The organism is Salinimicrobium sp. WS361, from assembly GCF_050750585.1.
In the GTDB taxonomy this organism is placed as follows: Bacteria; Bacteroidota; Bacteroidia; order Flavobacteriales; family Flavobacteriaceae; genus Salinimicrobium.
Window position 1 is genome coordinate 1 of the sequence record NZ_JBOJLM010000005.1, and the last position, 13,454, is coordinate 13,454.

Sequence of the window (13,454 nt, forward strand, 5' to 3'; positions counted from 1 at the left end):
ATAGTTTTGTTAATACAACTGCTGAAAACGAGAGGTTGAAAAAATTATTTCCACTTAGCTGAAGTAAAAGACACTTACTTTTTATCAATGCTCCTTCAGTAGTAACCGAAGTTTTCCACTTCCAGCAACGACAAAAATTTCCGAAGATATCGGTATCCAAAAATGACATTTTTGACACCTCTTTCCGAAGCATTAGGAAATTAAAAACTTAGAAACGCCGTGGTCGCTTACTCCCACAGTTCAACCTGAATTTTTGCCTTTGTGAAAAACTGTGTTGATAAGTAAACGCAGCACAAAATGATTGCTGCTTCTTTCTTTCTAATTTTACATTGAATAATTGATCTGATATTTTCAGGAGGGGAATCATGTGAAAATCATGAGCTGTTGCGCAACTGTCAATAATCGTTAGGTTATAAGCCAGAGTACCTTTTTCAGATCGATGACTTTGCTTTCGCATAAAAAGTAATTGTCGTGGAATTCTACAGATTGGCCCTGCCTTATTTCCTGGCCCTTATCTTCTCTTCCATTGGTTATTTTTTAGGCTTTTGTTTAATCAAAATGAATAGATTATGAGCATTTTTGAAAAGAGAATAAACTACAAACCCTTTGAATATCCCGGAGTCCTGGATTTTACCGATGCCATAAACAAAGCATTTTGGGTACATTCTGAAGTAGACTTCACAGCCGATGTACAGGATTTTCACTCCTATCTTTCAGACGGTGAAAAAGATGTGGTAAGAAAGAGTTTACTTGCTATTGCACAAATTGAAGTTGCTGTAAAATCATTTTGGGGCGACCTTTACAAGCATTTGCCAAAACCTGAATTTAATGGCCTGGGCAGTACTTTTGCCGAATGTGAATTCAGGCACTCTCAGGCGTATTCAAGGCTTCTCGAAGTTTTGGGCTACAGCAATGAATTTGCAAATGTCATTGAAGTACCGGCAATCAAAAACCGGATTAACTACCTGTCTGAAGCTTTGGAACACACCAAAGCAAAAGATCCAAAAGATTATATTTCTTCCCTCATCCTGTTCTCAATATTGATTGAAAATGTCTCTCTTTTTAGCCAGTTTGCTATCGTTTTGTCTTTTAACCGCTTTAAAGGCGTGATGAAGAACATCAGCAATATTATAGCGTGGACTTCGGTTGATGAGCAAATACACGCAAATGCCGGCATGTACATCATCAATCAAATTCGTGAAGAATTCCCCGATTATTTTGATGAGGAATTGATTCAGAGTTTAACCAGCACCGTAAAGAAATCTATAGAAGTTGAAGGTGAGATCCTGGACTGGATCTTTGAAAACGGTAAACTGGAGAATATCGATAAAAAGAACCTCATGGATTTTATGAAGTTCCGCGTAGATGACAGCTTAAAAAGCATTGGTATGTCTAAGATCTATAACGTGAGCGCAGTAGATTATCAGCCTATGCTTTGGTTTGAGGAAGAAGTTTTTGCCAACAGTCTTGATGATTTCTTTGCAAGACGCCCGGTAGATTACACCAAGCACGATAAAAGTATTACCGCAGCCGACCTATTTTAATTAAGCCTGAATTCCCGAATTAAACCCGAAATTCCCATGACAACTAATGTACAAGCCCAGCCTTTAATTGGCGATGAAACTACCAACGAAAGACTTTGGTGGCTAAATGACGAGAGCCAGCAGATCCTTAACCGCGGCTATCTGCTGAAGGGTGAAACTGTGAAATCGGCCATTGAACGTATTGCCAATGCTGCGGCCAGGCGCCTGTACAAACCCGAATTAGCCGAAGCATTTATCGAAATGATCGAGCGTGGGTGGATGAGCTTGAGTTCTCCCATTTGGGCAAATATGGGAACCGAGCGCGGCTTGCCTATTTCCTGCTTTAACGTGTACGTGCCCGACAATATTGAAGGTATCACCCACAAGCTTGGTGAGGTGATCATGCAAACTAAGATTGGCGGCGGAACCTCGGGGTATTTTGGAGAATTGCGTGGCCGTGGAAGTGCAGTGACCGACAATGGAAAAAGCAGCGGCGCCACCAGCTTCATGAAGCTTTTTGATACGGCTATGGACACCATTTCGCAAGGTGGCGTACGTCGTGGCGCTTTTGCTGCCTATCTCGACATTGATCACCCTGATATAAAGGAATTCCTCGAGATCAAGAATATTGGTAACCCTATCCAGAACCTGTTCAACGGGGTATGTGTTCCCGATTACTGGATGCAGGAAATGATTGATGGCGACATGGAAAAACGTGATATCTGGGCGAAAGTTTTGGAAAGCCGCCAGCAAAAAGGATTGCCTTATATTCTGTTCAAAGACAACGTGAACAGGTTTAAGCCGCAGGTTTACAAAGACAACAACCTCACGATACACTCCAGTAACTTATGTTCTGAAATTGCTTTGCCTTCTACTGAAGATGAATCCTTCATCTGCTGTCTCTCTTCTATGAATTTGGAATTGTATGATGAGTGGAAAGACACTGAAGCGGTTAAAATGGCCGTTTATTTTCTTGATGGGGTGCTACAGGAATTCATCGCAAAGACTGAAGGCAATCACTACCTGGCTGCAGCAAACCGTTTTGCAAAGAATCACCGGGCGCTTGGTTTGGGCGCGATGGGCTGGCATTCCTATTTGCAAAAGAACAGGATCCCTTTTGAAGGCATGCGTGCAAAAGGCCTGACTCATAAGATCTTTGAAGACATCAGCACAAAAGCGACCAAAGCAAGTAAAGAGCTGGCAACGATCTACGGCGAGCCCGAAATCCTCAAGGGCTACGGACTCAGGAACACCACTTTAATGGCCATTGCGCCCACTACCTCATCTTCAGCAATTCTGGGACAAACCTCACCGGGAATTGAACCTTTTAGCAGTAACTATTTTAAAGCAGGGCTTGCAAAAGGGAATTTTATGCGGAAGAATAAATACCTGAAAGAGCTGCTTCAGGAAAAAGGCCTGGACAACGAGGATACCTGGAGAAGCATCATGTTGCACCACGGGAGCGTACAGCACCTGGATAGTTTAAGCCAGGAAGAAAAAGACATTTTTAAGACCTTCAAAGAGATCAGTCAGTTAGAGATCATCCAGCAGGCATCTGTACGCCAGAAGTTCATTGATCAGGCACAGAGCTTAAACCTGAACATCCCTGCAGGGCTTCCGGTAAGAGAAGTGAACAAGCTACTGATTGAAGCCTGGAAGCTCGGCGTAAAAACATTGTACTACCAAAGAAGCCAAAGCGTTTCAAAAGAATTTGTTTCAAATATTGTGAGCTGTTCAAGTTGTGAAGCTTAGTAATTTGCAGAAAAATTCCTTCTGAAAATGCCATTTTAAGAACCTCTCTTCAGAAGCAGGTTCTTAAAATCTGGCATTCAAAACCTGCTGTTTGAGCTATAGAAATTTCCCGCGTGAATTGTTGTAAATGTAAAATTCTACCATCTAAAATCTACCGATTATTTTCACGCAAAGGCCGCTAAGCTAAGCGCAAAGAGCGCAAAAATCTCTGCTAATTGCTAATTGAAAACATTGGAATTTGGTGTTTGTAATTTGGAATTTATATTCCTTCTCATCTTCAAATTATCAAATTCTCAAATCACCACATCTTCAAATTAACTTTGGAATTTGGTGCTTGGTGCTTGAAATTTATTGACTTACCCATTATACAATATTCATTATACATTATACAATTTGAAAGGCCACAGATGCACAGATGATTTTTATTCACTCTCCACTCCTTTTCATCTTCAAATCTTCAAATTTTCAAATCAACAGATCTTCAAATTAACTTTGGAAGTTGGTGCTTGGTACTTGAAATTTATTGACTTACCCATTATACATTATTCATTATACCTTATTCATTATACCTTATTCAATAAAAAATTGCCACAGATGCACAGATGATTTTTTATTTTACTGGAATTTGGTGCTTGAAATTTTGGAATTTATATTCCTTCTCATCTTCAAATCCTCAAATTATCTCATCTTCAAATCATTTTTTAATTTATAAATAAACATTTTACAATATTCAATATACATTATACAATGAAGAATGAATCAGGGTAAAACGAATTCCGCGTAAACAGGAAAATGATCAGATCCCACTTTCCCGAGTGTCTTGAGGTCGGCCAGTTGAAATTCTTTGGTGACATAAAAATGATCCAGTGGCCATCTCATGATCCGGGAGTTTGCGTCGAAACTGTTGTACAGTCCCCGGCCAATCCGCACATTATTTAATTTCCCTGATTTTCCAAAGAGCCTTGCAGTCTGAGACCAGGAAACATCGTTAAAATCCCCTGCCACTAAAGAAGGAATGTTTTCACCGGCTACAAAATCTCCCACTTTGAGAAGAGCAACTTCCGCTTCCCCAACATTATCGGGGTATTTATCGCTGGGCATAGGCGCCACCGGATGCACGGCGTGAAGCATAAATTCCTTGCCCGATTCCAGCTGAACCCGCGTATGAAACGAGGGTACGTTTTCATGTTTAAGATATTTGAGTTGCTTTTGTTTTAGAGGCAGCTTCGAATACAGCGCCATCCCATAGGCTTCATCATTTGGCTGCTCCATAACATAAGGATAATCCTGTTTAAGGACTTCCAGTTCATCCAGCCACCATTGATTCACCTCCATGGCCAGGAAAATATCGGGATCAGCATCGCTGACAGCTTTTAAGATCCTGGCAGATTCCCGGTTGGTCATCAAAACATTTGCCAGCAACAGACTAACAGAATTCTCTTCAGAATAATTTTCGGCTGCATCGGGTACAGCTTTATCCGCGAACCAGTAAGGATAGATGCGGATAGATTGAATGAAAATGGATGCCAGTAAACCAGCGACCAGAAGTATGGAGGGCCACTTCCACTTTTTGTTGATTCCGCCAACGAGAATGAGGCATAATGTTGCGAGGATCAAATACTGCAATCGCGGAAAATCCAGCAGTTTCGAGTACCAGTACGGCAAATCGTAAAGGAGAGAAAACAGACTCGCCAGAATTACAATACTGCTTATAAAAACGATAAAATAAAAGAAGATTCTTCTAAAGTTCATGTTCGGGTTAATGCGATTGATCTCATTAAGTTAGTGAAAGTTGTGAAAACATTTCCCATTTTCCTGAACAGGCACAGACATACCTACAACTCCAATTACAACATCCCCTGGAAATTATTCTACCTTCTCAATTCTTCAATATTCATTATACATTATACAATTAAAAAGGCCACTGATGCACAAATGATTTATAACTCATATCCTTTTGTTTTCATCTTCAAATTTTCAAATTATCCCATTTTCAAATCAACATTAGAATTTGGTGCTTGAACTTTTGGTTTTTTTTAGTAACTACCGTCTCACGTCTAAAGTCTATCGACTAATTCCAAACTACCGTCTCCCGTCTAAAATCTAACGACTATCTTCTAATTAGATTTTAGTACTTGTTTATTGGAATTTCTTCTTACAAACTACGGTTTTCCGTAATTTCCTTTAACAAAATATTAATAAGTTTACAGAATCTTGAAAATCCAACTGTCAATCTACGTTGAAGCGGGATTATTCTGAGATTTCCTTATAATTTTTACGGTCGGGACAAATTGGGTCCGGTCTTAACGAACAAATTAAAATGAAACCATACCTATTACTTTTTTTAACTGCACTTTTAAGCCTGAACGCTTACTCTCAAATCAAATTCGAAAAAGGATATTTCATTGATAATGGCGATCAAAAAATGGATGTCCTGATCAGGAATGTGGATTGGAGAAGTAACCCTTCTCAGTTTGAGTATAAACTTTCCGCAGATGGGGCACCTAAAAATGCTTCCATAAAGTCAGTTAAGGAATTTGGTATTGCCGATGGGGCAAGATTCGTAAGGCATACGGTGAACGTGGACAGATCTAATGGGAATATCAAGAATCTGAGCGAAGACAGAAATCCTGAATTTAAAGAAGAAGAACTTTTTTTAAAATTACTGGTAGAAGGGAAAGCTAATTTATACTCTCTGGAAGACGGTAATATTACCAGGTATTTTTACAGCAAAGATGATTCAGAAATCATCCAGTTGATCTATAAAAAATTCATGACTCCTGAAAAAAGTATCGCCACAAATGACGGTTTTAGACAGCAAATATGGAATAGTCTAAAATGTTCAGATCTTACAATGAGAAAAGTGGAGAATCTGGATTATAAAAAAAGGGATCTTACCAGCTTTTTTGTGGACTATAATGAATGTCATGATCAGGCCTATACGATCTACGAACAAAAACAAAAAAAGGATCTGTTCAATTTAAGCCTGCGTCCGGGGTTGAATTACTCATCTCTTTCCATAACAAATGCAAATTCAGGTTCTAAAAACACCGATTTTGATGATGAAATAGGATTGAGACTTGGAGTTGAGGCCGAATTTATTTTGCCATTTAATAAGAACAAATGGGCAATCATTTTTGAACCCACCTACCAACATTTCAAATCGGAACAGACACAGGAAAAAGACAATGTTTCAGGAGGGATCCTTATTTCAAAGATCGACTACCCCTCTATCGAATTGCCAGTAGGGATAAGGCATTATTTATATTTGAATGACAGCTCAAAGCTCTTTTTAAACTTTTCTTACGTAATCAATTTTGATCCCAATGCCACCATGGATTTCTACAGACAGAATAACACCTTGTATTCTTCCCTGGAAATTAAAACCCAGGGAAATGTAGCCTTTGGTGCCGGATATAAATTTAAGGACACCTACAGCATTGAACTCAGATACAATACCAGCCGGGAGATACTGAGTAACTATTCTTACTGGAGTTCAGCATATAAAACCATTTCCATGATACTTGGCTATTCCTTCTTTTAAGTCAGGAGATTGTAGGCAGGATTCTCAAAAAGGTTTCACACTAAGCCCACTAAGTTCAAAAAGAAGAGCACAAGAAAAGGTGCCAAAAATGTCATTTCGAAGGAGCTTTTTGCGACTGAGAAATCTCAAATATGACTACCGTCTACCGTCCAACGTCTCCCGTCTCTTTAAAAAGCCACGGATACACGGATGATTTTTATTTACTCATACTCCTCTTCTTCTCATTTTCAAATTTTCAAATCCTCACATATTCAAATCAAGTTTGGAATTTGGTGCTTGTGATTTGGGATTTCCTAAAAAATGTCATTTCGAAGGAGCATTTTCAGCGACTGAGAAATCTCAACTACCGTCTCCCTACCGTCTATTAAAAAAGCCACGGATGCACAGATAATTTTTTTACTCTACTCCACTTCTTCTCATTTTCAAATTTTCAAATCCTCACATCTTCAAATCAAGTTTGGAATTTGATGCTTGTAATTTGGAAGGTCCTGTAAAATGTCATTTCAAAGGAGCTTTTCTGCGACTGAGAAATCTCAACTACGACTACCGTCTACCGTCTAATGCCTCCCTACTAATTTCTCGCAAAGGCCGCAAAGTTCAACCGCAAAGCCCGCAAAGAGATCTTTTTTCCTGAACACTGAACACCGACCACTGATCACTTTTTCCCCGCAGATCACACAGATCTTCGCAGATAACCATTCCCGTCAGTTCGAGTGAATCCGGGCCTGCGGGAGCAGGGGCGGATTTGTATCGAGAACAAGGTTTCACACTAAGCCCACTAAGTCAAAAAAGAAGATCACAAAGAAAAGGTGCCAAAAATGTCATTTCGAAGGAGCTTTTTCGCGACTGAGAAATCTGTGTCTCCTACCTTCTCAATTATTCAATATTCATTATCCCTTATACAGTAAAAAAGCCACAGATGCACAGATAATTTTTTAACTCATATCCTTTTGTTTTCACTTCAAATCCCATAGTGGAAATTTTAAAAACTACCGTCTCCCGTCTAAAGTCTACCGACTATTTTCTCGCAAAGAGCGCAAAGAGATCTTTTTCCTGAACACTAATCACTTTTTCCCCGCAGATCACGCAGATCTACGCAGATTACGTCTCCCGTCAGTTCGAGCCTGCCTGCCGGTAGGCAGGTGAATCTGGACCTGCGGGAGCAGGGGCGGATTTGTATCGAGAACAAGGTTTCACACTAAGTCAAAAAAGAAGATCACAAAGAAAAGGTGGCAAAAATGTCATTTTCAATAGGTTTTGGGCGACAGAAAAATCTCCCGGCCAAGAAGAATCTCTGTTCATTGTTCATTGATAATTGGTTATTGATTTTACGGTTTCCCGTAACGGCTTCTTAACAAAATTTTAATAGATTTACAGAAACGCAACATTTTTAAATATTAAGCTGCCGCCGTGAAGATTTTGGTCAGGAATTTCCAAAGAGACAAAGCTGTAAGAATAAACTAAAATCAATTTGATATCTTTAAATGTAAAATAGCAATCAATGCAAGGTAATTATATTAATAGAAATTTAGCCGAATGGCCAACTTTACCGGCTAATATCACCGATTTAAGACTCGACAATAATCATTTAAATGAGATACCTGATACCGTTCGAAATTTAACGAACCTTAAGCGAATAATCATATCCAACAACAATATCACTAAAATTTCTCCAGAACTTGCAAAGTTAGCACATTTTGAGGATTTGAGAATTCCACAAAATAAATTAAAAAAAGTCCCTCGAACCATATTTCACTTAGAAAGACTTAAAATATTAATTCTAAATCACAATGAGCTAACATCGCTCCCTTCAGAAGTTGAAAATCTCAAAAACATAAATCAATTACATCTCCAACAAAATCAAATAGAAAAATTACCACCAGAAATCGGAAAACTGAGTGAGCTTACTCATTTATATTTAAATAATAATCCTATTTCTTATCTGCCTCATTCATTAAAGAACTTAAGAAAGCTACAGTTATTAGATATCCGTGGAACTCAATTGCCTCAACCCTCAGGATTTAATCCATCTCAGGTTCAAAAGACCTTGGACTATATTCTTGAAAATCAAGAAGAGCCAATTCCGGAACTAAGTATAAAAAAGGCCGATATTTTTTTAAATTTTAGTTTACCTGAATTAGTCTCTAAATATGAAGAAGCATTTAAAAGTTTTAATGCAGAATATGATGTAGAATTTAATGTTCTATTAGATGCTTCAGAAATAACTAACGAAGCAAGTTTTTTGTTAATCGTTGTAGGTTTTGATATTCACGAACTAGCCTCTGAAGTTTTCAAAATTATAGAAAAATGTAAGGAGAATAATATTCCCTATAAAATTTTACTTCAGAAAGATGTGTCTAGCGTAGGCGAAATAAATCTAGTAAAGGGAAATGAAGTGGAATCTTTAAGAGATAAATTGGTTAAAGATTTTAATGATCAATTGATCCAATTCAATTCAACAACCGATTTAAAGGATATGATTTTTAATGTCCTTAGAGAACATCGACCGGAAATTATTCTCAAAAGATTGGAACTGAGCAATATTGGTCATTTTGAAAGCTCATCCATAAACTTCGACAATTCTTTAACTTGTATTGTAGGAGAGAATGGCCAAGGGAAAAGCTCGATTTTGAGAGCTCTAGCATTAGCTATAACAGGAAGAGACGATAGCAAATATGCTGATGAGAAAACACTGAGAAAGCTTTTAAGAATAGAAGAAATTAACGAAGATGGTGACGCCATATATTCCACAAGTGGACGAATAAAATTAGAGTACACCGTTGACGGGGAAAATTTTGAAAATATAATTGATTTAGAATCAGAAGATGAAGGTCGAATTATAAATATAAAATGTTCTGGGGATAAAGAAATAAATTCTGGGGAATTTAATTTAAAATCATTAATAATAGGCTTTCCTCAAGCAAGAGGCACCTACAATCATTCTGTTGTAATAAATAAGAAATCATATAGCCAACCTCATGTAGACGATTTGCTACCTCTAATAACATTTAAAGAAGATGATAGGTTGAACTCTTTTGTTGATTGGATTGCCAATTTGTATGGAGAAGCCATCAAAAAGGGCAAAATAGAAACAACAAGAGAAGGCAATATAATACAGTATGTATTCCAAGTAATATCAGATTTGACAGGAAGTCAGATAAAGTTTAAAACAGTTCAAAAATTTTCACCTCCTGTTATTATTGTATCCTCTCCAGATGCTCCTAGAGGTATTCCTTTAGATTTTATCAGTCAAGGATTTAAAATTGTTATAGGTTGGATTGGATACTTCATCCAAAGAAGATTTGAGGCATTCCCTCTAAGCAAACCCAGATCAAACTATTTAGAAAAGGGAATTTTAATAATTGATGAGATTGATAATTCTATTCATCCTGTATGGCAAAAAAGGCTTTTAGATGTTCTAAGAGATAATTTTCCCAACACTCAAATTATCTGCACCACCCACTCACCATTAATGGTGGCTGGGCTCGACAGAAGCCAAATTATGGAAATTCATCAATCTGAAGATTTATTTTCTATTGAACCAAATGAGTTCGATACTTGGGCAGCCTCTTATAGAGATATTTTAAAATATGTTTTTAATACGAGTGATTTTATTCCAAAAATTTCTAAGGAAGAAATTAAAAGAAAAATTGAACAAACAAATAGTCCTACAAAAAAAGAAAAATTAAAGGTTACGTTAGAAAGGTTATTAGAAAATGAAACTTTAATGGATGATGTCAGAAAATATGAAGAAGAATTAAGGATGAAAGAACAAGAGCTAAATATTCTTATCAAAGAGTATAGAAACAAAATATGATTGATGCATTACATTAAAAGAGGTACTGCATCCAAGAAGATTAAAGATCTTCTGGAAAGCAGCAATAAAAAGCATAAAGAGAATTGGAAACTCTATAATAAAGCCAAAAAAGATAACCAGAGATTGCCCACCAAGCCATCCTCAACTTGGAATAATGATATTATAAGAAATGAATTAAAAATTTTATTTTTAAAGAATTGTGGATATTGTGGTATCCATACAGATAAAGGCCATGAAGCCGAAGTAGACCATTTTTTTCCTAAATCGGAAGATTTAGAAGCTAATTTGATTTATAACTGGAATAACTTTATCTGGTCATGTCCTTCATGCAATAGAAAAAAAAGTAGTAACTATCCAATCATAAATCCTTGTGATGAGGATGAGATGGATCAAATTTACTTTCATTCAGCAGACGGCAGGTATTTACCTTTCCACTCTTCTACAGAAGATCTTAAAACCAAATTTTCAAACACAGAAGAATATACATTTATTAATGGGAAAAATAGACCAGAAAGAAGGGAATACATTTATCGTGATGTACTAGAAAATCATTTAAGAAGAATCAATTTGATTTTTTCATTATTTGAGGTGGAGAAAGAAGTTAAGGGTAAAAATTCAAAAGAGGCTAAAGAAAAATTTACTTTGTTTCAAACTAGGAAGAATGACTTTTTAAAGTTAATACGTTGTGGAGACTATTTGTATTTGATAAAATATATTATGGATGATTACATTAGTGAAAATCCGAATTTTCCTTTCAATTTTGATCAAGCTATAGAAGATTCCCAATACCTAGAACAGTAAATAAACTTTCTATCCATACATCACTTAACACGCAAGAGCCATCTTAAGAAAGAAAATCTTAATGTTTTAATCAAAGAAGATGTCATCCGACAATGACATTTATCCACTCCATTATCCTACAATAACCCAACCGTTATCTCTAATGGTTTTAATGCAGATCTCCATCCCCTCCCCAAAAACCCCATTTCTCAATCCCCTCTGTAACAAATGCACCACCCGTAACAAAAGTTACTGCTAACGGGCAGTCCTGAGAACAACACGCGCAGATATATGTTTTGCACTTATCCAGGCGTCTTCCACCCCGGGAAAGATTTCCAACTCTCGTAGCTTTCCGCAACTTACCCCCATCCTCTAATGAACCGGATGCACTCCCGGCATCCTGACATTTGTCATTCTTTTTATCTGGAAAAGGCAAGACCTTTAAGTAAGAACTTTAAAAGGAGGCCTATGGAATACCCTCCCGTTTACAATCCAACACTTCCCCCCTTGATCTTCCTCTCTGAATGAAATTGTCTTCCAGAGAGTTTTAACAGTTGGTAACAATGGTTACTGACCAGCCCTTATTCTGAGAGTACTTTTGTGCCATAAAATTTAAGAAATGAAGAAACAGCAACTTATTTTTCTAATTCCGGTTATGTTTTTTTCCTGGATGCTTTCCGCTCAGGAATCCATGTCCATCGGAAAGGAAGAAGTCCTGGAACGGGTGCAGGAGAATAACAGTCAGCTAAAGATCTCCCAACAGGAGTTCCTGGCGGCCCGTGCCCAGTACCGGCAGACCAATGCGGTCTTTTTACCCAACATAAGTGTCTCCCATACCGGGATGACTACCAATAATCCCCTTATGGCCTTTGGTTCCAAACTGAACCAGGAGATCGTCACCCAGGCCGATTTCGATCCGGCGCGGCTCAACGATCCCGACCGAATTGACAATTTCGCAACTAAAGTGGAAGTTCAGCAACCGCTGGTGAACCTGGACGGCTTCTGGGAGCGCGGCGCTGCAAAGAACAAGATGCAGGCGACCGAGTTGCAGGGCGTACGCACCGGGGACCACATGAAACTCGAAACCGAGAAGGCCTATATGCAGTTACAGCTCGCCCATAAAGCGGTGACCGTACTGGAGCAGGCACTGGAAACAGCACAGGCAAACCTGAGACTGGCCGAAAATAATTTTAAGCAGGGGTACCTGCAGCGATCTGATGTGCTGGCGGTGGAAGTCCGCGTGACCGAAGTGAACAACCAGCTACAGTACGCCAGGAGCAACGTGGAGAACGCGAGCGATTACCTCATGTTCCTTATGGGCGATTCCATTGACGTGGTGCTGCTGCCTGCAGATTCTTTGAGCGTGCAGATGAACGTAATGACCTCTCCTGCCCTTCCCGGCGACCGTGCCGACATTAAAGCTATGGAGCTGGCTACCGATGCACGTAAGAAAATGTATACGGCCTCAAAAATGTCATTTTTGCCACGCCTTAATGCGTTTGGAAGCTATGAGCTATATGACGATGAGATCTTCCAGGGAGACGCCAACGGCTATATGGCCGGAGTCGCCTTAACCTGGGATATTTTTGACGGCAGCAAGCGAATCGGAAAAGCCCAGCAGTCTAAAGCCGAATTCAAACAGGCAGAATTGGAACTCGAACAACACGTACAACAGAGTCAGCTGGAACTTAACCGCGCCACCCGTGCCTTACAGGATGCAGAGAATAAACTGCACCTCACCCAACTGGCCCTGGAACAATCCAAAGAAGCCCTGCGAATAAGAAACAATCGTTATGAGCAAGGTCTCGAAAAAACAACAGACCTCCTGGGAGCCGAAACACAGTTTTCAGAAAAACAACTGGAGTATTACCAGACGGTGTATGAATATAACTACGCAGTAGCGTATCTGGAATTCCTGACGGAGAGTATTGAGTAGTTAGTAGTGAGTATTGAGAAGCGGCCTTTCCGCTTTACCCCTCCCGATAGCTATCGGGACTAAAGGGAGGCGGAAAGTATTGAAAACAAATGTCACTCTGAG

At 38.7% G+C, this 13,454-nt stretch carries 7 protein-coding genes and 1 riboswitch; of the genes, 6 read left to right on the forward strand and 1 reads right to left on the reverse strand.

Annotated elements, in window-relative coordinates:
• Window positions 1-341: 341 nt before the first annotated feature.
• Window positions 342-436, forward strand: a riboswitch (adenosylcobalamin-variant (AdoCbl-variant) riboswitch).
• Window positions 437-569: 133 nt separating this feature from the next.
• Both ACQ93I_RS06070 and ACQ93I_RS06075 read left to right on the forward strand, forming a co-directional pair.
• Entirely contained in the window at window positions 570-1,544 is a 975-nt protein-coding gene (locus ACQ93I_RS06070; RefSeq protein ID WP_431697662.1) for a ribonucleotide-diphosphate reductase subunit beta, read from the forward strand.
• A gap of 36 nt (window positions 1,545-1,580) precedes the next feature.
• Window positions 1,581-3,275 (forward strand): ribonucleoside-diphosphate reductase subunit alpha, encoded by a 1,695-nt coding sequence (locus tag ACQ93I_RS06075; RefSeq protein ID WP_431697663.1) that lies wholly within the window; start codon window positions 1,581-1,583, stop codon window positions 3,273-3,275.
• A 759-nt stretch (window positions 3,276-4,034) separates the two neighbouring features.
• Here the strand turns inward: ACQ93I_RS06075 and ACQ93I_RS06080 are convergent.
• Window positions 4,035-5,027 carry an endonuclease/exonuclease/phosphatase family protein gene (locus tag ACQ93I_RS06080; RefSeq protein ID WP_431697664.1) on the reverse strand — a complete coding sequence of 331 codons (993 nt, stop codon included), beginning with the start codon at window positions 5,025-5,027 and terminating at the stop codon, window positions 4,035-4,037.
• A 568-nt stretch (window positions 5,028-5,595) separates the two neighbouring features.
• Here ACQ93I_RS06080 and ACQ93I_RS06085 point away from each other — a divergent pair.
• The 4 genes from ACQ93I_RS06085 (at window position 5,596) to ACQ93I_RS06100 (ending at window position 13,352) form a co-directional block, all read left to right on the forward strand.
• Window positions 5,596-6,819, forward strand: a complete 1,224-nt coding sequence (locus ACQ93I_RS06085) for an outer membrane beta-barrel protein (RefSeq protein WP_431697665.1) — start codon at window positions 5,596-5,598, stop codon at window positions 6,817-6,819.
• Between the two features lie 1,501 nt (window positions 6,820-8,320).
• Entirely contained in the window at window positions 8,321-10,636 is a 2,316-nt protein-coding gene (locus ACQ93I_RS06090) for an AAA family ATPase (RefSeq protein WP_431697666.1), read from the forward strand.
• Between the two features lie 3 nt (window positions 10,637-10,639).
• Window positions 10,640-11,437, forward strand: a complete 798-nt coding sequence (locus tag ACQ93I_RS06095; RefSeq protein WP_431697667.1) for an HNH endonuclease — start codon at window positions 10,640-10,642, stop codon at window positions 11,435-11,437.
• 598 nt (window positions 11,438-12,035) lie between these two features.
• A complete protein-coding gene (locus ACQ93I_RS06100; protein WP_431697668.1) occupies window positions 12,036-13,352 on the forward strand; it encodes a TolC family protein in 1,317 nt (438 codons plus the stop codon).
• The last annotated feature ends 102 nt before the right edge of the window (window positions 13,353-13,454 follow it).

What these genes read in the sequence shown, in the direction of transcription:
- ACQ93I_RS06085 (WP_431697665.1), top strand. Translation starts at nt 5,596, where the DNA reads ATGAAACCATACCTATTACTTTTTTTAACTGCACTTTTAAGCCTGAAC.
- ACQ93I_RS06075 (WP_431697663.1), top strand. Translation starts at nt 1,581, where the DNA reads ATGACAACTAATGTACAAGCCCAGCCTTTAATTGGCGATGAAACTACC.
- ACQ93I_RS06100 (WP_431697668.1), top strand. Translation starts at nt 12,036, where the DNA reads ATGAAGAAACAGCAACTTATTTTTCTAATTCCGGTTATGTTTTTTTCC.
- ACQ93I_RS06080 (WP_431697664.1), bottom strand. Translation starts at nt 5,027, where the DNA reads ATGAACTTTAGAAGAATCTTCTTTTATTTTATCGTTTTTATAAGCAGT.
- ACQ93I_RS06095 (WP_431697667.1), top strand. Translation starts at nt 10,640, where the DNA reads ATGCATTACATTAAAAGAGGTACTGCATCCAAGAAGATTAAAGATCTT.
- ACQ93I_RS06070 (WP_431697662.1), top strand. Translation starts at nt 570, where the DNA reads ATGAGCATTTTTGAAAAGAGAATAAACTACAAACCCTTTGAATATCCC.
- ACQ93I_RS06090 (WP_431697666.1), top strand. Translation starts at nt 8,321, where the DNA reads ATGCAAGGTAATTATATTAATAGAAATTTAGCCGAATGGCCAACTTTA.